19 protein-coding genes are annotated in these 17,461 nt (G+C 70.4%); 6 read left to right on the forward strand and 13 right to left on the reverse strand.

Going from position 1 to position 17,461, the window contains the following annotated elements:
- Positions 1–151: 151 nt before the first annotated feature.
- Both D9V36_RS29815 and D9V36_RS29820 read right to left on the reverse strand, forming a co-directional pair.
- Positions 152–418: a protealysin inhibitor emfourin gene (locus D9V36_RS29815; RefSeq protein WP_129296475.1), complete on the reverse strand. Its 267-nt coding sequence runs from the start codon at positions 416–418 to the stop codon at positions 152–154.
- 112 nt (positions 419–530) lie between these two features.
- The gene (locus tag D9V36_RS29820) at positions 531–1,619 is read right to left on the reverse strand and encodes a M4 family metallopeptidase (RefSeq protein ID WP_129296476.1); all 1,089 of its coding nucleotides are present in this window, start codon (positions 1,617–1,619) and stop codon (positions 531–533) included.
- Between the two features lie 326 nt (positions 1,620–1,945).
- On the opposite strand from D9V36_RS29820, the gene leuA reads away from it, so the two are divergent.
- The 3 genes from leuA to D9V36_RS29835 all read left to right on the forward strand — a co-directional run bounded on the left by leuA (position 1,946) and on the right by D9V36_RS29835 (position 5,993).
- The gene (gene leuA / locus D9V36_RS29825) at positions 1,946–3,724 is read left to right on the forward strand and encodes a 2-isopropylmalate synthase (protein WP_129296477.1); all 1,779 of its coding nucleotides are present in this window, start codon (positions 1,946–1,948) and stop codon (positions 3,722–3,724) included.
- Positions 3,725–3,918: 194 nt separating this feature from the next.
- A complete protein-coding gene (locus D9V36_RS29830) occupies positions 3,919–4,953 on the forward strand; it encodes an SGNH/GDSL hydrolase family protein (RefSeq protein WP_241721101.1) in 1,035 nt (344 codons plus the stop codon).
- Positions 4,954–5,303: 350 nt separating this feature from the next.
- Positions 5,304–5,993, forward strand: coding sequence for a TerB family tellurite resistance protein (locus D9V36_RS29835; RefSeq protein WP_129296478.1), 690 nt, complete (start codon positions 5,304–5,306; stop codon positions 5,991–5,993).
- A 120-nt stretch (positions 5,994–6,113) separates the two neighbouring features.
- Here D9V36_RS29835 and D9V36_RS29840 read toward each other — a convergent pair whose 3' ends face one another.
- From D9V36_RS29840 to D9V36_RS29875, 8 genes are all read right to left on the reverse strand, one after another.
- Positions 6,114–7,349: a cytochrome P450 family protein gene (locus D9V36_RS29840; protein ID WP_129296479.1), complete on the reverse strand. Its 1,236-nt coding sequence runs from the start codon at positions 7,347–7,349 to the stop codon at positions 6,114–6,116.
- On the reverse strand, positions 7,265–8,647 hold the full coding sequence (locus tag D9V36_RS29845; RefSeq protein WP_129296480.1) for a cytochrome P450: 1,383 nt from the start codon (positions 8,645–8,647) through the stop codon (positions 7,265–7,267). Before D9V36_RS29845 ends, D9V36_RS29840 begins: the two co-directional genes overlap by 85 nt.
- Positions 8,644–9,222, reverse strand: a complete 579-nt coding sequence (locus tag D9V36_RS29850) for a GTP-binding protein (RefSeq protein ID WP_129298778.1) — start codon at positions 9,220–9,222, stop codon at positions 8,644–8,646. The genes D9V36_RS29845 and D9V36_RS29850 overlap by 4 nt, the downstream gene beginning before the upstream one ends.
- Before the next feature lie 28 nt (positions 9,223–9,250).
- Positions 9,251–9,613 carry a DUF742 domain-containing protein gene (locus tag D9V36_RS29855; RefSeq protein ID WP_030413708.1) on the reverse strand — a complete coding sequence of 121 codons (363 nt, stop codon included), beginning with the start codon at positions 9,611–9,613 and terminating at the stop codon, positions 9,251–9,253.
- The gene (locus D9V36_RS29860) at positions 9,610–10,038 is read right to left on the reverse strand and encodes a roadblock/LC7 domain-containing protein (protein WP_129296481.1); all 429 of its coding nucleotides are present in this window, start codon (positions 10,036–10,038) and stop codon (positions 9,610–9,612) included. The genes D9V36_RS29855 and D9V36_RS29860 overlap by 4 nt, the downstream gene beginning before the upstream one ends.
- A 2-nt stretch (positions 10,039–10,040) precedes the next feature.
- Positions 10,041–11,474, reverse strand: a complete 1,434-nt coding sequence (locus D9V36_RS29865; protein ID WP_129296482.1) for an ATP-binding protein — start codon at positions 11,472–11,474, stop codon at positions 10,041–10,043.
- A 241-nt stretch (positions 11,475–11,715) separates the two neighbouring features.
- A complete protein-coding gene (locus D9V36_RS29870; protein WP_129296483.1) occupies positions 11,716–12,006 on the reverse strand; it encodes a DUF397 domain-containing protein in 291 nt (96 codons plus the stop codon).
- Entirely contained in the window at positions 11,988–12,821 is an 834-nt protein-coding gene (locus D9V36_RS29875) for a helix-turn-helix domain-containing protein (protein ID WP_129296484.1), read from the reverse strand. The genes D9V36_RS29870 and D9V36_RS29875 overlap by 19 nt, the downstream gene beginning before the upstream one ends.
- Positions 12,822–12,940: 119 nt before the next feature.
- Here D9V36_RS29875 and D9V36_RS29880 point away from each other — a divergent pair, with 119 nt between their 5' ends.
- The 3 genes from D9V36_RS29880 (at position 12,941) to D9V36_RS29890 (ending at position 14,926) form a co-directional block, all read left to right on the forward strand.
- Complete coding sequence (locus tag D9V36_RS29880; protein WP_129296485.1) at positions 12,941–13,240, forward strand: hypothetical protein; 300 nt, start codon at positions 12,941–12,943, stop codon at positions 13,238–13,240.
- 47 nt (positions 13,241–13,287) lie between these two features.
- Positions 13,288–14,034 carry a DNA repair protein RecO gene (gene recO, locus D9V36_RS29885; protein WP_129296486.1) on the forward strand — a complete coding sequence of 249 codons (747 nt, stop codon included), beginning with the start codon at positions 13,288–13,290 and terminating at the stop codon, positions 14,032–14,034.
- Between the two features lie 73 nt (positions 14,035–14,107).
- Entirely contained in the window at positions 14,108–14,926 is an 819-nt protein-coding gene (locus D9V36_RS29890) for an isoprenyl transferase (protein WP_129296487.1), read from the forward strand.
- A gap of 81 nt (positions 14,927–15,007) precedes the next feature.
- Here the strand turns inward: D9V36_RS29890 and D9V36_RS29895 are convergent, their stop codons facing one another.
- The 3 genes from D9V36_RS29895 to D9V36_RS29905 form a co-directional block, all read right to left on the reverse strand.
- Positions 15,008–15,436 carry a Fur family transcriptional regulator gene (locus tag D9V36_RS29895; RefSeq protein ID WP_129296488.1) on the reverse strand — a complete coding sequence of 143 codons (429 nt, stop codon included), beginning with the start codon at positions 15,434–15,436 and terminating at the stop codon, positions 15,008–15,010.
- A 139-nt stretch (positions 15,437–15,575) separates the two neighbouring features.
- Entirely contained in the window at positions 15,576–16,475 is a 900-nt protein-coding gene (locus tag D9V36_RS29900) for a metal ABC transporter permease (protein WP_129296489.1), read from the reverse strand.
- Positions 16,476–16,554: 79 nt separating this feature from the next.
- Positions 16,555–17,334: a metal ABC transporter ATP-binding protein gene (locus D9V36_RS29905; RefSeq protein WP_129296490.1), complete on the reverse strand. Its 780-nt coding sequence runs from the start codon at positions 17,332–17,334 to the stop codon at positions 16,555–16,557.
- Positions 17,335–17,461 lie beyond the last annotated feature (127 nt).

A 17,461-nucleotide genomic window follows, 5' to 3' on the forward strand; every position in this document is an offset into this window, starting at 1 on the left:
TAACGGTGTCAAGGGGTGGGCGGCGACGGGAAGTTGGAGCGCCGCACCGGCCCGCCCCGATAGGAAGTCGGGACGCCGCACCGGCCGTCCCCGGCAGGAAGCCGGGACGCCGCACAGACCGCCCCCCGGCAGGTGGCGGCGCCCCCGGCCGCTAAGCCCCTTCCTTCATCACCTTGGTGATCAGCTTGCGCTGGTCGTCCGTGAGCCGGGGGTCGGAGCAGTAGACCGTCCGGCCGTCGACCGTGATCTGGTAGCTGAAGCCGTCCGGCACGCCGACGGGGGGCTCGGTGCGGCCGGTGGCGACGGCGTCCTTGGCCAGGGCCTGCCAGTCCTCGGCGTCCGCGCGGCCCGAGGTGTCGACCTCGGCGCGGCGGTCGACGCCCGCAAAACCGCCGGTGCGATGAACGTGAATGCGCATAACGACTCCTCCGACGTTCTCCGACGGACTTCTACCCCGTACGGCCACGCTAACCGTGCGCGGGGCGGGCGCGCCTGCCGGCGACGCCCGCCCCGCGGACCTCGTGGCGCCGCTACTTCGGGGTCACACCGACCTGTGTCCAGGCCTTGACCACGGCCTCGTGCTCGTCGCCGGCCCCGAAGCGGGCCTGGGCGGCCTTGACGGTGAGGGCGGCGAAGTCGGCGAACTGCGCGTCGGCGGAGAGCTTGCCGCCGGTCAGGACGTCGTACCAGACCTGCCCCGCCCGCTCCCAGGCCTTGCCGCCGAGGGCGGTGGCGACCAGGTAGAAGGCGTGGTTGGGGATACCGGAGTTGATGTGGACGCCGCCGTTGTCGTCGGTGGTGCGGACATAGCCCTTCATCGTGGCGGGCTGCGGGTCCTTGCCCAGGACGTCGTCGTCGTAGGCGGTGCCCGGGGCCTTCATCGAGCGCAGCGCGGTGCCGGTGACGTTCGGGCCGAGCAGGTCGGCGCCGATCAGCCAGTCGGCCTGGTCGGCGGTCTGGCCGAGGGCGTACTGCTTGATCAGCACGCCGAAGACATCCGAGACGGACTCGTTGAGGGCACCGGGCTGGCCCTCGTAGGTGAGGTTGGCGGTGTACTGGGTGACGCCGTGGGTGAGCTCGTGGCCGATGACGTCGACGGGGATGGTGAAGTCCTTGAACAGGTCGTTGTCGCCGTCGCCGAAGACCATCCGCTCGCCGTCCCAGAAGGCGTTGTCGTACTTCTGGCCATAGTGGACGGTGGCGTTGAGCGGCAGGCCCGCGCCGTCGATGGACTTCCGGCCGTAGATCTTGAGGTAGAGCTCGAAGGTGGCGCCGAGGCCGGCGTGGGCGCGGTTGACGGAGGCGTCCTTGGCGGGGCCGTCCTTCTCCGCGTGCACCTTGTGACCGGGCAGGTTCTCCGTGTGCCGGGCGTCGTAGACGGTGCGGTTCGGCTTGTCGGGGGAGGCGCCGGGCGCTCCCGGGGTCAGCCCGCCGCGGGCGGCGAGTTCGCGGCGCTCGGTGCGCCGTGCGTGGTCGTGCTCCAGGGTGCGGCGGGCGGGCTCGTGCCGCTCCGGGTCGTCGGACTGCGCCAGGTTGTCGAGGATGTGCGGCGGGATGATCGTGCAGAAGACGGGGGTGTGGCCGGTGGCGGGATCTGACTGTGCGTCGTTGAGGTCCATGGACAAACGGTGGCACTGTGTGATGCGGCTGTCACTCCCCGCGTCCAAGATTCCCGAAAAAGTGTGGTTGGTCGCATTTGGGGAACAAAGTCCGCCCGGTCCCGCATACTGATACGCGACCGCCCTCCAGGGCCGACCTCGGCTAAGGTGCTGTGCATCATGCGTTTCGGGCTGCTTCTCCTTAGCTGCCGCGGTGAGGGCCTGTAGTCGTAGGCCGACCCCCTCCCCGCGGAGTTCGGTGTTGCGATCTTTTCGCCCCGTCGGCCCTCCCTGACTCCCCAGGAGCAGGGGGAACCCCAGCGGACACACGAGGAGCCCCACGCACCATGACGAATCCGTCGAGCCCCGCAGGCCATCCCGTCGGCCGGCCCACCCCGGTCACCAACGCGACGCAGCTGCAGCGGCCCTCCGGTATGCCGGTCCACAAGTACGGCCGCTACGAGGCCGTGGACATCCCCGACCGCACCTGGCCCGACAAGCGCATCACCGCCGCGCCCCGCTGGCTGTCGACCGACCTGCGGGACGGCAACCAGGCGCTGATCGACCCGATGTCGCCGGCCCGCAAGCGCGAGATGTTCGACCTGCTGGTACGCATGGGCTACAAGGAGATCGAGGTCGGCTTCCCGTCGTCCGGCGAGACCGACTTCGCCTTCGTCCGCTCGATCATCGAAGAGGGCGCGATCCCCGAGGACGTGACGATCTCCGTCCTGACGCAGGCCCGCGAGGAGCTGATCGAGCGCACCGTGGAGTCGCTGCGCGGCGCCCACCGGGCCACCGTGCACCTCTACAACGCCACCGCGCCCACCTTCCGCCGGGTCGTCTTCCGCGGCTCGAAGGAGCAGGTCAAGCAGATCGCCGTGGACGGCACCCGGCTGGTCATGGAGTACGCCGACAAGATCCTGGGCGACGAGACGATCTTCGGCTACCAGTACAGCCCGGAGATCTTCACCGACACCGAGCTGGACTTCGCGCTGGAGGTCTGCGAGGCGGTCTGTGACGTCTGGCAGCCCGAAGAGGGCCGCGAGATCATTCTGAACCTGCCCGCCACCGTGGAGCGTTCGACGCCGTCCACCCACGCCGACCGCTTCGAGTGGATGGCGCGCCACCTGTCCCGGCGTGAGCACGTCTGCCTGTCCGTGCACCCGCACAACGACCGGGGCACCGCCGTCGCCGCCGCCGAGCTGGCCCTCATGGCGGGCGCCGACCGCATCGAGGGCTGCCTGTTCGGCCAGGGCGAGCGCACCGGCAATGTCGACCTGGTGACGCTGGGCATGAACCTGTTCTCCCAGGGCGTCGACCCGCAGATCGACTTCTCGCAGATCGACGAGATCCGTCGCACCAGCGAGTACTGCAACCAGATGGAGATCCACCCGCGCCACCCCTACGCGGGCGATCTGGTCTACACCGCCTTCTCCGGCTCCCACCAGGACGCCATCAAGAAGGGCTTCGACGCCATGGAGGCCGAGGCCACCGCCGCCGGCAAGACCGTGGACGACATCGAGTGGGCGGTCCCGTACCTGCCCATCGACCCCAAGGACGTCGGCCGCTCCTACGAGGCGGTCATCCGCGTCAACTCGCAGTCCGGCAAGGGCGGTATCGCCTACGTCCTGAAGAACGACCACCACCTGGACCTGCCGCGCCGGATGCAGATCGAGTTCTCCCGGATCATCCAGGACAAGACCGACACCGAGGGCGGCGAGGTCACCCCCACCGCCATCTGGTCCGCCTTCCAGGACGAGTACCTGCCCAACCCGCACAACCCGTGGGGCCGCATCCAGGTCAGGAACGGCCAGACCACCACCGACAAGGACGGCATCGACACCCTCACCGTCGAAGCCGAGGTGGACGGCGCGGAGACCGTGCTGGTCGGCACCGGCAACGGCCCGATCTCCGCGTTCTTCGACGCGCTGCAGGGCATGGACATCGACGCGCGGCTGCTCGACTACCAGGAGCACACCATGAGCGAGGGCGCCTCCTCGCTGGCCGCCTCGTACATCGAGTGCGCGATCGGCGACAAGGTGCTGTGGGGCATCGGCATCGACGCGAACACCACGCGTGCCTCGCTGAAGGCCGTGGTCTCCGCCGTGAACCGCGCGGGCCGCTGACCGCACCCGGCAGTCGCACCGTCCCGCACGCGCCCCCGTCGCTCTCTCCGAGCGGCGGGGGCGCCGTTGTGCGACCCCGCCACCTGAAGGTGGGGTTTGAACCCCCGCCGTGTCACGTTCAGTAAACGCGTCAGTACTTTTGGTGACCGGCGCTCGTCGGACAGGCCACGACGCCGGACACCAAGGACGTGCAGATGAGCAGACACGGCATGCCCGCACTCTCCCGGCTCCTCGTGGCGGCGGCCGCCTCGCTGGCCGTGGTGGCCTCCGCCTTCGCCCCGGCGGCCTCGGGCGCACCGGCCCGCGCGGCGGCGGACCGGCCGGAGTATGTGGCGCTCGGCGACTCCTACAGCGCCGGGGTGTTCGTCCGCCCCTGGGAGGAGGGCGACGGCTGCGGCCGCTCCGCGCGCAACTACCCGCACCAGGTCGCCCGTCAGCTGGGGTTCCACCTGACGGATGCGACCTGCGGGGCCGCCGAGGTGGTCGACGGGGTCCTGGGGCCCCAGCCGGCCGCCAAGATCTACGGACCGCCGTCGGTCCCGCCCCCGGGCGGCTGGTCCGACCTGCCCCCGCAGGTGGAGGCGCTGTCCCCCGGCACCGACTACGTCACCGTCGGCATCGGCGGCAACTCCCTCGGCTTCGGGTCCATCGTCAGCACCTGCCTCGAACTGGGCATCACCAAGCCCCTGCAGACCAAGCCCTGCACCGACCACTACACCGGCGGAGCGGGGGCGAGCTGGCTGGAGGAGCGGTTCGCGCAGCTCGACGCCGACTTCGACCGCATGATGACGGTGATCCACCGGCGCGCACCGCAGGCGAGGATCGCCGTCGTCGGCTACCCCGCCATCGTCCCGGACGGCACTGGCTGTTCGTTCCTGCACTGGAACCAGCTCGGCAGCGTCAAGAAGGGCGACATGCCCTGGCTGGACGGCCTCGAAAAGCGACTGAACGGACTGCTCCACCGGCACGCCGAGGAGCACGCCGCGCTCTACGTCGACACCTACGGGCCCAGCGTGAACCACGGGGTGTGCAAGAGCGGCGACGCGAAGTGGATGTACGGCGTCCGGGACAACCTCACCGGTGACGGCGACCAGACCGACACCCCGTCGGAACTGTGCAAGACCATCCCCGGCTCCGGCGAGGCCTGCACCTTCGTCCACCCCAACGCCCGCGGCCTGGACAACCAGGCGCACCAGGTGACCCGCGCCCTGATGACCTCGATGGGGTGACGGGGAACCCGGTGGGATCCCGCCGTACCCTCACCGTTTCGGCCAAGCCCGGCCCGCGGCGCCACCAGGACCCGCGACCGCCTCATCCGCCGCCCGCCTCCTGACGGCCACGCAGTTCACAGCGCCCTCAGGCCTCTGCCCCTCCCGTGCAAGGGGGCAGAGGCCTCCGTCATCCGGCCAGTTGTCCGGCCGGTTGTCCGGTACGAGGTGCTGACGCCGCATCACGTATGTGGCTAACATCACGTCCCATACGGCGAGGGCGCCATGGGGTACTCCCCGGGGACCCCACCCGTACCCGGAGGGCTACGGGGGAGTTACGGAGGGCTGACGTGAGGCACAAGGTGTGTGTGATGGGTGTGCGCACGTCCTGGCGCACCGTCGCCGATGGCGAGTTCTTCTGTCCGGACTGCGGCGGGGACCGCAACTACCTCCGCCGGACCGGCCACCGCCGCCTCACCGTCCTCGGCGTCCCGCTCGTGCCCCGCGGCGCCACCGGCCCGGTCCTGGAGTGCTCGGCCTGCCACGGCCGCTTCGGCCCGGACGCCCTCGACCACCCCACCACCGTCCGCTTCTCCGCGATGCTCAGGGACGCCGTCCACACCGTCACCCTCGCCCTGCTGGCCGCCGGGGGCACGTCCTCCCGCGCCGTCCGTGACACCGCCGTCGACACGGTCCGCGCGGCCGGCTTCGCGGACTGCTCCGAGGACGAACTGCTGACCCTGCTCGCCGCCCTCGCCGCCGACACCGGCCGCCTCACCGGCACCTACGACGCGGTGACCGGCGGCCACTGCGCACCCCAGGGGCTGGACCCGTGCGGCACCGCGCTGGCCATAGAGCTCCACGAGGCGCTGGAACCGCTCGCCCCGCACCTCGCCCCCGCCGGCCGCGAAGCGATCCTCCTCCAGGGTGCCCGTATCGCGCTCGCGGACGGCTCCTACACGCCCGCGGAGCGCGAGGTGCTGAGCACCGTCGGCAGCGCCCTGACGCTCCGCCCCGCCGACACCAACCGGCTGCTGGCGGCGGCGCGCACCCCGTCCTGAGGGGCGGGACGGCCGGCCCTACGTGACCGGCCCGCGGCGCGACGGCCGCACGGGAACCGGAACGACCCCGCCACCACAGCAGGGCGACGGGGTCGGGGTGACCGGCAGCGGCCGGGCGGTTCAGGCCGGCGTCAGACGCACCGGCAGGCTGCGCAGACCGCCCGAGATGAAGCCGTCCGTCGGCGCCAACTCCTCGGGTGGCACGGCAAGTTGAAGCCCGGGGAAGCGGGCGAAGAGGGCCGGCAGCGCGATCCGCGCCTCCATACGGGCCAGCGGGGCACCCAGACAGTGGTGGACGCCGTGGCCGAACGCCAGGTGCTCCTGGCGGGTGCGCCGGACGTCGAAGCCGTCGGCCCCCTCGCCGTGGAACGCGGCGTCCCGCCCGGCCGCCGCGTACGCCGGGAGGATCGCCTCGCCCTTGCGGATGGTGGGGCCGTCCGGGATCTCGATGTCCGCCACGGCGAAGCGCAGCGGGAGCGCGGCGATGCTGGGGGCCCAGCGCAGCGTCTCCTCGATCACCTCGTTCCAGCCGACCTCGCCCGACAGCACCAGCTGGAGCTGTCCGGGGTGGGTGAGCAGCGCGTGCACGGCGTTGCCGAGGAGGTCGACAGTGGTCTCGTGACCGGCGCCGATGACGAGCAGGAGGGTGTCGAGCAGTTCCTGCTCGGTCATCCGCTCGCCCTCGTCGTCCCGCGCGGAGACCAGCAGGCTCGTCAGGTCGTCGGCCGGGTGCTCGCGCTTGGCGGCGACCAGGCCCGACAGCAGCGCATGGACGGCCGCGCCGGTGGCGGCGGCCTGCTCCGGGGTGGCCGTGGTGTCCATGATGGCCGAGACGAGGCGGGCGAGTTCGGCGCGCTGCTCGCCCTCAGGGAAGCCGAACAGCTCGCAGATCACCTGCATCGGCAGCGGATGGCTGAAGCGGGCGCGCAGGTCCACGGGCTCGCCCACGGGGTGCGCGGCCAGGTCGTCCAGGAGGGCCGCGGTGATGGCCTCCACGCGCGGGAGCATGGCGTCGGTGCGGCGGGCGGTGAACGCCGGGGCGATCAGCTTGCGCAGCCGCCGGTGGTCGGCGCCGTACGCGGTGAACATGTTCGTGACGCCGATCCACGACTGCAGCCAGCTGCCGCGGATGTCGTCGCGCTGCCACAGCGGCCAGTGCTCCCGGGGGTTCTTGGAGACCCGGTCGTCGGTCAGCAACTGCTTGAGCAGGGTGTGGCTGGTGACCGACCAGGCCTCGATGCCGCCGGGGAGCTCGGTGCGCGCCAGCGGGCCTAGCGCGCGGAGACGGGCGGCCTCTCCGTGGATGTCGCTTCCGACCGGGTCGATGACGTAGGGCTGCTGTCCCTGTTGTGCCATGGAGTGGCTCCTGCCTGGTCGGGGGTGATCGGGGTGAAGCGGGCCGGGAGCGCGGCCAGGGCCCGGTGGAACGCGCCGTTGCGCCACTGCAACTCGCTCGCGTCCACGGCGAGTTCGATGTCCGAGAGCCAGGCGGTCAGCCGCTCGATCGCGGTGGTGGCGATCAGCAGCGCATGCCGCTTCACGGGGCAGGCGTGCGGTCCTGCCGCCCAGGACAGGTGCGAGCCGCCGCCCGCACCGGGGCCCGCCTGCGCGGTGGTGTCGAACTGGCTGTTGGCGGCCGCGTACGACACCATCACCAGCTGCCCCTTGCGCACCCAGGTGCCGTGGAAGAAGACGTCACGGACCGGGAAGTGCGCGGAGTAGTTGGTCAGCGGCGGGTCGTTCCACAGCACCTCGTTGATGGCGTCGTGCGCGGTCAGCGCGCCGCCGGAGAGGGTGTGGTAGTAGCGGTCGTCGGAGAGCATCCGCGACAGCGCGTTGCCGATGAGGTTGGCGAGCGGTTCGTGGCCCGCGCCCATCGTGAGGAGGATGTTGTGGATCAGTTCCTCGTCGTTGAGCGCGTTGGGGTGGTCCATGAACCAGGAGGTCAGGTCCGGCCCGCGCTCGGCCTTCTTCCTGCCGACCAGCTCCATGATGTAGCTGGTGTAGGCCTCGTTGGCGGCCGCGGCCTCCTCGGGGGAGTTGCCGTCCAGCATGCCCCCGATCGCCGAGATGAGCCGGTCGCTGTACGAATCCGGCATCCCGAAGAGGGTGTTGAACATCAGCAGCGGGATCAGCCGCGCGTAGTCGGCGATCAGATCGACCTCGCCGTGCGCGCCGAAGCGCCGGATCAGGGAGTCCGCCGCGTGGTGGACGCGGGCGCGCAGCTCGTGCGGCTCGACGAGCTTGAAGCTGTCGACGACCACGTCCCGGTAGCGGACGTGCGCAGGACCGTCGGCGTAGAAGAGGTTGGGGCGCCACATCAGCATCGGCATGACCGGCGAGTCCGGCGGGACCGTGGTCATCCACTCGCGGGAGTCCTTGGACCAGGTGGCGTCGTCGTGCAGCAGGTCGAGGGCGGCCCGGTAGTCGGTGACCAGCATCGCGGTCACCTCCGGCGCGATCTCGACCGGCGCCAGCGCACCGAACTGGCGCAACCGGTCGTAGACGCGGTGCGGATCGGCGGCGAAGTCCGGTCCGTAGAGCTTCACCGGGGTGTGGGCGTCGGGCCGGCCCGGCGCCTGCTGGTACGGGGCGGCGGCGTGCGCCGGGCAGCCCGGTGGCGGTGCGGCTCCCGGCTGGTGCGGGGAAGTCACGGGTTCGGGTTCTCCTCGGGGGTGTGGGCCAGGACGTGCCCGACCAGCGAGATCAGCGCGTCGACGGACTGCTCCCGGTCGCGGGCGTCGCACATCACCAGCGGCGTCTCGGGGTGCAGATCGAGCGCCTCGCGGAGCTTTTCGACGCTGTACTGGGGCGCGTCGGGGAAGGTGTTGACCGCCACCGCGTAGCGCAGCCCGGCCTCCTCGACGATGTCCATCACCTCGAAGGAGTCCGCCAGGCGGCGGGTGTCGGCGAGGACGAGGGCGCCCAGCGCGCCCCGGGCGATGTCCTCCCACAGCGGGCGGAACCGTTTCTGCCCGGGGGTGCCGAACAGGTACAGCACCATGTCGCCGGGCAGCGTCAGCCGCCCGAAGTCGATGGCGACGGTGGTGGTGGTCTTCTCCCGGACGCCGGCGAGCTCGTCGACGATCGCACCGGTCTGGGTCATGACCTCCTCGGTGTGCAGCGGCGGGGTTTCGGACAACGCGCGGATGAGCGTGGTCTTGCCGACCCCGAACGGCCCCGCCACCAGGAGTTTGACCAGGGTCTGGTGCTCGCCGGAGAGGTACATGCTGCCGGTGCTCGCGTCGGCGTGGGCGCTAGGACTTGAGAGAGCGGAGTCCATCGAGAACCCTCTCCAGGATCTGTCGGTCGAATTGCTCGGCTTCGGGAATGGGGACGCGGGCGTGCAGCCGCCCGGCGTCGACGAGGTCGGCCACCAGCACCTTCACCACGCTCACCGGCAGGTGAAGGTGGGCGGCGACCTCGGCCAGAGACAGCGCCCCGGGCTGCAGCAGCTCCAGGATGCGGTGCTCCTCCGGGCGTACCTCGCTGGTGATCGGCATCCCGACGCTGTGCAGCAGGGTGAGCCGGTCCAGGGTGTTGCGGCTGGGACGGGCGCGTCCGCCGGTGGCCAGATAGGCCGGCACGAGGCGCCTGCCGCTGCTCTGGCGCGGGGTCATACGGGGTTACCCGTATCCCGGGCCGGGCTGTTCATGACCTTGTTGCCCAGGGTCGTCACCTGGATCTGCATGTGGTGGGCGACGACGCCCATGTTCACCTCCGGACCGGCGAAGACGGCGAGGCAGGTGTTCTCGCCGGCGGGTATCGCGAAGACGAAGCCCTCGTCGGACTCGATGACCGTCTGCCGCAGCCGGGTGTCGTCCTTCCCGGCGAACGCCGCGGTCACGGCACGGCCCGCGCCCTGGAGCGCGGACATCATCGCGGCGACACCCTCGCCGGAGTCACGCTGCAGGCCCGGCGAGGCCCCCTCGATGAAACCGTCACCGGAGATCACCGCTGCGTGGATCACATGCGGCAACTCCATGAGGGGCGCCAGCACCCAGGACTTGTCCTCGGCGACGCGGCGGCGGGTGGGGCTGTTCATGGTTAAGCGTTCCCTTCGGGACTGCGAGGGGGTTCTGACTGGGCGGCTGCCCGGCCGGTTTCGGTACCGCGCTGGAGTGCGGCCCAACGGGATCCGGTCTCTTCCGGGGAGCGCGGGGGAGGCGGTGCGGTGCGCTCGGCACTCTCGTCGAGTTCGGAGACGGGCTTGCGGCGGCGCCGGCGCGGCAGCTCGCCCTCGGCCTGCGGGGCGGGCGCCTCGTACGAGGCCGCGGACGGCGCGGCGGGCGCGGCGGCTGCCGGGGACGGCGTCGTGGCGCCGGTCGGCAGCGCGGAGCCGGCCCGGTCCGGCACCCCGGAACGGTCCGGCATCCCGGAACGGTGCGGCAGAGGAGCCATCACGGACATCGGCTGGGCGCTCTCGTCGAGGACGGTGAGGAGGGGGTCACCCGGGAGGTACACGACCGCCCGCACACCGCCGTACGGCGACGGCTCGACGTGCACCCCGAAGCCGTACTGACGCACCAGCTGACCGGCCGCCGCGAACCCGGACCGCGGCGGGTCGCCGAGCTGGGTGAGCAGGAAGCTGTCGTCACCCGACAGCAGCTCCATCGCGGCCTTGATCTCGTCGTCGTGCATGCCGACGCCGTAGTCGTCGACGATGACCGACGCACCGCGGTTGCCCTGCTGCAGTGTGATGGTGACGGGAAGTTCACGGTGCGAGTGGTGCAGCGCGTTGGCCAGCAGCTCGGTCACCACGATCGCGACCGGCTCCACGGCCCGCGCCACCACGGCGACCGGGTCGCGCAACTGGTTGCTGACCTGCACCCGTTCGTAGCCGCGCAGCCGGGAGGTGGCGCCGACGACCAGCTCGGCGAGGTAGGAGTCCTCGCGGGTCAGGCCCGGCCAGGCGCCGCAGACGACACCGGTGGCCTGGATGCGCCGCAGCGCCTGCTCGTTGAGGAAGTCGGCGTTCAGCAGGTCCTGGGCGACGTTCGGGTCGTCGTAGCGGTGCTGCATCTCCTGCAGCGCCGACTGGAGCTGGTAGAGCAGCGCCTGGATGGTGGTGGTGGCGCCGCGCAGGGTGGACTGGGCGGCCGCGTCCACGCGCGCCCGCTCCTTGGTGATCGCGTCGCTGACCTGCTCCAGTACGGCGTTCAGCGCCTGGTCCGTCTCCGTCCCGGTGAACCGCGCGTCCAGCAGCCCCGGTACGGGCACATGCGGGTGGGCCAGCGCCAGCGTCAGGTCGGGGAGCCTGGTGCCGGACAGGTGCCGGATCTCGGCCTCGGTGGCGCGCAGCCGGGCCGACAGCTCCGTATTGCTGTGGAGCGTGGCGCTGTTCTGTTCCTCAGCGGCGGACAGGCGCGATCTCAGACCGGCGCGCTGTCCGCGCGCGCGGATCGAGAGCGCCGCCAGGACCACGGCGGCGGCCGTACCTGCGCTGAGGCACCACAACAGCGCCTCCGGTATGGATGTCATCGAGATCCTCAATTGGGGTACTGACGGGGTCGGCCGGCCATCACGGCGTTGTGCTGCCGATCATCACGGGATGCTACCGGGCTGTTGACGTGCCGTGAGGGCCACTTCCCTAGGGGGACGGAGAAGTGCGGAAGGTCGCCTTCCGCCCGCGATGCCCCGGACGATAACGTGATGTGGCCCCGTCATCCAGTGGGATGGCGGGGCCTTTGTGTGACTGGTGTGAACGCCTGGTGAAAGACTGTCAGGAGGCGTCGAGTTGCCCGGCTTTGACGGCGTCGACGAAGGCGGTCCAGCGGGTGGCCGGGATGGTGAGCGCCGGGCCGTGGGGGGTTTTGCTGTCGCGGACGGGGACTACGCCGGGGTGACTGTCGGAGACCTCAAGGCAATTGCCGCCGTCCCCGTCGCTGTAGCTACTCTTGCGCCAGGAGGCAGCGCCGGGGAAGTCGTGAGCGACCTCGACGCAGTTGCCGCCGTTGTCATCGCTGTAGCTGCTCTTGCGCCACTGGGCGGTGCTCAGGTCGAACTCGCGCATCGTCTGTAGTCCTCCGCCGCCGATTCGATCAGAGTCAGGGACGCCTCCGGCGACAGCGCGGCGGCCCTGAACAGATCGTAAGCCTCCTGTGCTCGCTTCACCACGGCAGGATCGTCCAGCAAATTCCCCGAATACGCGCCTTCTGTATAGGCGGTTGGCGGGGCGTCGTCGAACTCCATGAGCCGCAACGACTTGCCCATGACCGGATACGCCCCCGCAGTGAACGGGAGGACCTGCAGCAGAATCTTTCGCTCGCGGGCAAGCTGCGCGATGCGCTCCAGCTCCTCGGCCATGACGGCCGGGCCGCCCACTGGTACGCGAAGCACGGCCTCGTGCAGTACCGCCCAATACACAGGGCGCGTAGCGTCCTTGAGGATGACCGCTCGGTCGAGCCGGGCGCGTACCTTGTCCTCGATGTACTCCTCTGCCGCGAACGGGTTGCCCGCGAGCATGAATGCCCGTGTGTACGCCGCTGTCTGCAGCAGCCCTGGCACGATCATGGGCTCAAACTCGCAGATCTTGTTCGCCAGCCCCTCCAGGTCCGCCGCTGCCGCGAAATAATCCGCGTACCGCTGGTCGTCGATCAGCTGTCGCCAGGTCCGCTCGAAAAAACCATCGGTTTGTAGAACCCCGTCGATCCGCACCGCCACATCCAGCTGCGGCTTGCGGAACGCCTGCTCGAACTGGCTGATGTAGCCGCCGGATACGAAGACCAGCCGCCCCAGGGCCTCCTGGGTTAAATGGGCCTCCTCCCGACGTCGCTTGAGTTCTGCACCCCAGAATTCCCAGGCCGCTTGTCGCGAGGCATTGGCCATGGCCTAACTCCTTTCAGTTTCACGGCAGTTGTATTGCCGTCCTCCTTGCCCAGCCTAGTTCCGCACCGTCACGCTCTGAATGCGAACAGTGAAACCCCTCACGGAAAGTGCGGACGATCATGACTCAGCCCAAGGAAGTGGAAACCGTGACGACGGAGCTGCGGGAATCCCTCGCCCGCGTCGGCGTCGTGCTGCCTTCCCTGCGCCCCGACCCCGTCTCGTACGAGCACCGGTATCTGCCGCCGCTCGTGGAACTGGGGCGCTGCACGATGGACGTCGCCCGGCGGCTGGCCGGTGCGCTCGACGGGGCCCCGCCGTGTCCCGCCGAGCCCGCACCGCACCCGCGGGACACCGTCGCCGAGCGGCTGAGCGTCGCCACCGCCTACGTCAACGCACGCAGCCGGGGCGAACGGGCCTGAGGGCCCGCCCGGACCGGTCCGCTTCCCCCATGCGCGAGAATGGCGCCATGAGTCTGTTCCGCGACGACGGCATCGTGCTGCGCACCCAGAAGCTGGGTGAGGCGGACCGGATCATCACGCTGCTCACCCGGAGCCACGGCCGGGTCCGTGCGGTGGCGCGTGGGGTGCGGCGGACGAAGTCGAAGTTCGGGGCGCGGCTGGAGCCGTTCTCGCATGTCGATGTGCAGTTCTATGCGCGCGGCAGCGAGCTGATCGGGCGCGGGCTGCCGCTGTGCACGCAGAGCGAGACGATCGCGGCGTACGGCGGCGGGATCGTCACGGACTACGCCCGCTACACGGCCGGCACGGCCATGCTGGAGACCGCCGAGCGCTTCACCGACCACGAGGGCGAGCCCGCCGTACAGCAGTACCTGCTGCTGGTCGGCGGGCTGCGGACGCTGGCCCGCGGCGAGCACGAGCCGCATCTGGTGCTGGACGCCTTCCTGCTGCGCTCGCTCGCCGTCAACGGCTATGCGCCGAGTTTCGACAGCTGCGCACGGTGCGGGCTGCCCGGCCCCAACCGGTTCTTCTCGGTGGGGGCGGGCGGGGTGACCTGCGGTGACTGCCGGGTTCCGGGGAGCGTCGTACCCTCCTCTGAGGCCATCGGGCTCCTCAGCGCGCTGCTGACCGGCGACTGGGAGACCGCGGACGCCTGCGAGGCCCGTCACGCCCGGGAGGGCAGCGGCCTCGTCACGGCGTATCTGCACTGGCATCTGGAGCGGGGCCTGCGTTCCCTCCGGTACGTAGAGAAATAGCGAAGACCACCTCAAGACACATACGCCCCTCAAGGCAAAAACGCCCTCAAGATACATAGGAGACGTGGGCCGCATGGCACGACGCGGGATTCTGGGCCGTAATCGACGTGAGTACGTGACGCCCGAGCTGCACCCTTCCGGTGCGCGGCCGCCGAAGATCCCCGGTGAGCTCGTCCCGAACCATGTGGCGGTCGTCATGGACGGCAACGGCCGGTGGGCCAAGGAGCGCGGGCTGCCGCGTACCGAGGGGCACAAGGTCGGCGAGGGCGTCGTCATGGACGTCCTCAAGGGCTGCATCGAAATGGGCGTGAAGAATCTTTCGCTGTACGCCTTCTCGACGGAGAACTGGAAGCGGTCGCCCGACGAGGTGAAGTTCCTGATGAACTTCAACCGCGATGTGATCCGGCGCCGCCGGGACGAAATGGACGCGCTCGGTATTCGTATCCGCTGGGTCGGGCGGATGCCGAAGCTGTGGAAGTCGGTCGTGCAGGAGCTCCAGATCGCCCAGGAGCAGACCAAGAACAATGACGCCATGACGCTGTATTTCTGCGTGAATTACGGCGGGCGGGCCGAGATCGCCGATGCGGCGGCGGCCATCGCGGCGGATGTGCGGGCCGGAAAGCTGGACCCGTCGAAGGTGAATGAGAAGACCGTCGCTAAGTACATGTACTACCCGGACATGCCGGATGTGGATCTCTTTGTGCGGCCGTCCGGTGAGCAGCGGACCTCGAATTACCTGATCTGGCAGAGCGCGTACGCCGAGATGGTTTTCCAGGACATTCTGTGGCCGGATTTCGACCGCCGGAACCTGTGGCAGGCCTGCCTGGAGTACGCGAAGCGGGACCGCAGGTTCGGCGGCGCGCAGCTGGCGGAGGGCGAGACCGCGACCTGACGGCGGCGCCTGCGGGCAGACGCGTGAAGGGCCGCCTCCGGTCGTCGGAGGCGGCCCTTCACGCTGTCGTCCGTACGGGCGCTACTGCTTCCCGTCGGCCCGCGCGGCGCACTCCCCGCAGGTTCCGAAGATCTCGATGGTGTGCGCGACATCCCGGAAGCCGTGCTCCGCGGCGATCTGGTCGGCCCACTTCTCCACCGCGGGGCCCTCGACCTCGACGGCCTTGCCGCAGGCCCGGCACACCAGATGGTGGTGGTGATCGTCGGTGCTGCACCGGCGGTAGACCGCCTCGCCCTCGCTGGTGCGCAGCACATCGACCTCACCGGCATCGGCGAGGGACTGCAGCGTCCGGTAGACGGTGGTCAGCCCGACCGAGTCGCCCTTGTGCTTGAGCATGTCGTGCAGCTCCTGCGCACTGCGGAACTCGTCGACCTCGTCGAGTGCGGCCGACACCGCGGTCCGCTGCCGCGTCGACCGGCCGCGTACCGGAGATCCCGCGCTCGTCGCCACCGTTGCCTCCCTAGGACGTCAGGGCTTCCCCCTGCACGTGCGTCCCGCCATTGTGCCAGGTGATGACCGGACCACCGGGGGAACGCTTACGCGTACGCAGCTGTGTTCACGGTACCCGCCGGCACCTTCCTGCCCGCGCTCATCCGGCCACGCTCACATCGTCCGGGGCGGCGCGGCCGCCGGGTACCTCCAGGGTGCACCCCTCGGAGCCCTCCGCGGCAGCCCTGGCGCGCTTTTTCGCGAGCGGCGCGGCGAGCGCCGTGAAGAGCACGAACAGTCCGATGGCGAGCAGCACGATGGTGGCGCCGGAGGGCACGTCGACGTAGTACGAGGTGGCGGTGCCCGTAAGGGTGACCGCGACACCGATCGCGACGGCCACCGCGAAGGTGAGCGCGAAGCTGCGGCTGATCTGCTGGGCGGCCGCGACCGGGATCACCATCAGGGCGCTGACCAGCAGCAGTCCGACGACCCGCATGGCGACGGTGACGGTGACCGCGGCGGTGACGGCGACCAGCAGATTGAGCAGCCGCACCGGCAGGCCGGTCACCCGGGCGAACTCCTCGTCCTGGCAGACGGCGAACAGCTGGCGGCGCAGGCCGATCGTGATCGCCAGTACCAGGGCGGCCAGGACGTAGATCGTCGTCATGTCCTGGGGCGAGACGGTGGTGATCGAGCCGAAGAGGTAGGTGCCGAGGTTGGCGTTGGAGCCGGCGTCGGAGAGGTTCATCAGCATCACGCCGCCCGCCATACCGCCGTAGAACAGCATGGCCAGCGCCAGGTCACCGCGGGTCTTGCCGTACCAGCGGATCAGCTCCATGACGACGGAGCCGGCGATGGCGACGGCAGTGGCGACCCACACCGGGCTGGTGTTGAGCAGGAAGCCGAGGCCGACGCCGGTGAGCGCGACATGGCCGATGCCGTCGCCCATCAGGGCCTGGCGGCGCTGGACGAGGTAGATGCCGATGGCGGGGGCGGTGACGCCGACGATCAGGGCGGCGATCAGGGCCCGCTGCATGAAGGCGTAGTTCAGGATTTCCATGTCGCTCCACCTCGCGAACGAGCGCCGGTGCTCGGGTGTCGGCTGGGGGTGCGGGGGTCGTCCCCCGAAGATCGCAGCATCAGCTCAGCAGCCCCGTCCGGATCGGTTCCGCCGCCGCGTCGGCGTGCGGGTGGACATGGTCATGGCCGGGCAGCGCATGCTGGCCCACGGCCTCGGGCGGCGGGCCGTCGTGGACCACACAGCCGTCGCGCAGCACCACCGCACGGTCGATCAGCGGCTCCAGCGGGCCCAGCTCGTGCAGCACGAGCAGGACGGTGGTGGAGCGGCCGACCTGTTCGCGCAGTGCGGAGGCGAGCACTTCCTGGCTGGCCAGGTCGACGCCGGCCATCGGCTCGTCCATGATCAGCAGGTCCGGTTCGCCGGCCAGTGCGCGGGCGATCAGCACCCGCTGGTGCTGGCCGCCGGAGAGCGCGTTGACGGAGTCCTTGGCGCGGTCCGCCATGCCCACCAGCTCCAGGGCGTGGTGCACCGCGGCCCGGTCGGCCTTGCGCAGGATCCCCAGCTTCGTACGGGCGAGCCGGCCGGCCGTGACGACCTCGCCGACGGTGGCGGGGACGCCGCCGGCCGCGGTGGTGCGCTGCGGCACGTACCCGATCCGGGCCCAGTCCCGAAAGCGCCGGAACGGCGTGCCGAAGAGGGTCAGCTCGCCGCCGCTGAGCGGGACCTGGCCGATCACCGAGCGGACGGCGGTGGACTTGCCGGAGCCGTTGGCGCCGAGCAGTGCGACGACCTCGCCGGTGTGCACCGTCAGGTCGACGCCGCGCAGCACGGGCCGGGCGCCCAGGGAGGCGGTGGCCCCGCGCAGGTCGATGACCGGCTGGCCGGGCGACTGGTTCATGGTGACCTCCGTCACGTGTGGTGCGGTCTCCGTCACTTGCGGGTGTCCGTCACTTGTCCGGTGCGCGTCGATCGTCCGGTGTCCGTCGATCGTCCGGTGCCCGTCGCCTGTCCGGTGTCCGCCGCTT

Origin of the sequence: Streptomyces lydicus (assembly GCF_004125265.1) — a bacterium.
Taxonomy (GTDB): domain Bacteria; phylum Actinomycetota; class Actinomycetes; order Streptomycetales; family Streptomycetaceae; genus Streptomyces; species Streptomyces lydicus_C.

Excerpts from the sequence above, each read along its gene's own strand:
- D9V36_RS29865 (WP_129296482.1), bottom strand. The coding sequence starts at position 11,474 with ATGACATCCATACCGGAGGCGCTGTTGTGGTGCCTCAGCGCAGGTACG.
- D9V36_RS29850 (WP_129298778.1), bottom strand. The coding sequence starts at position 9,222 with ATGTACCTCTCCGGCGAGCACCAGACCCTGGTCAAACTCCTGGTGGCG.
- D9V36_RS29860 (WP_129296481.1), bottom strand. The coding sequence starts at position 10,038 with ATGAACAGCCCCACCCGCCGCCGCGTCGCCGAGGACAAGTCCTGGGTG.
- D9V36_RS29890 (WP_129296487.1), top strand. The coding sequence starts at position 14,108 with ATGGCACGACGCGGGATTCTGGGCCGTAATCGACGTGAGTACGTGACG.
- D9V36_RS29905 (WP_129296490.1), bottom strand. The coding sequence starts at position 17,334 with ATGAACCAGTCGCCCGGCCAGCCGGTCATCGACCTGCGCGGGGCCACC.
- D9V36_RS29855 (WP_030413708.1), bottom strand. The coding sequence starts at position 9,613 with ATGACCCCGCGCCAGAGCAGCGGCAGGCGCCTCGTGCCGGCCTATCTG.
- D9V36_RS29840 (WP_129296479.1), bottom strand. The coding sequence starts at position 7,349 with ATGGCACAACAGGGACAGCAGCCCTACGTCATCGACCCGGTCGGAAGC.
- D9V36_RS29820 (WP_129296476.1), bottom strand. The coding sequence starts at position 1,619 with ATGGACCTCAACGACGCACAGTCAGATCCCGCCACCGGCCACACCCCC.
- D9V36_RS29830 (WP_241721101.1), top strand. The coding sequence starts at position 3,919 with ATGAGCAGACACGGCATGCCCGCACTCTCCCGGCTCCTCGTGGCGGCG.
- D9V36_RS29815 (WP_129296475.1), bottom strand. The coding sequence starts at position 418 with ATGCGCATTCACGTTCATCGCACCGGCGGTTTTGCGGGCGTCGACCGC.
- D9V36_RS29870 (WP_129296483.1), bottom strand. The coding sequence starts at position 12,006 with ATGCGCGAGTTCGACCTGAGCACCGCCCAGTGGCGCAAGAGCAGCTAC.
- leuA (WP_129296477.1), top strand. The coding sequence starts at position 1,946 with ATGACGAATCCGTCGAGCCCCGCAGGCCATCCCGTCGGCCGGCCCACC.
- D9V36_RS29875 (WP_129296484.1), bottom strand. The coding sequence starts at position 12,821 with ATGGCCAATGCCTCGCGACAAGCGGCCTGGGAATTCTGGGGTGCAGAA.
- D9V36_RS29880 (WP_129296485.1), top strand. The coding sequence starts at position 12,941 with ATGACTCAGCCCAAGGAAGTGGAAACCGTGACGACGGAGCTGCGGGAA.
- recO (WP_129296486.1), top strand. The coding sequence starts at position 13,288 with ATGAGTCTGTTCCGCGACGACGGCATCGTGCTGCGCACCCAGAAGCTG.
- D9V36_RS29835 (WP_129296478.1), top strand. The coding sequence starts at position 5,304 with ATGGGTGTGCGCACGTCCTGGCGCACCGTCGCCGATGGCGAGTTCTTC.
- D9V36_RS29900 (WP_129296489.1), bottom strand. The coding sequence starts at position 16,475 with ATGGAAATCCTGAACTACGCCTTCATGCAGCGGGCCCTGATCGCCGCC.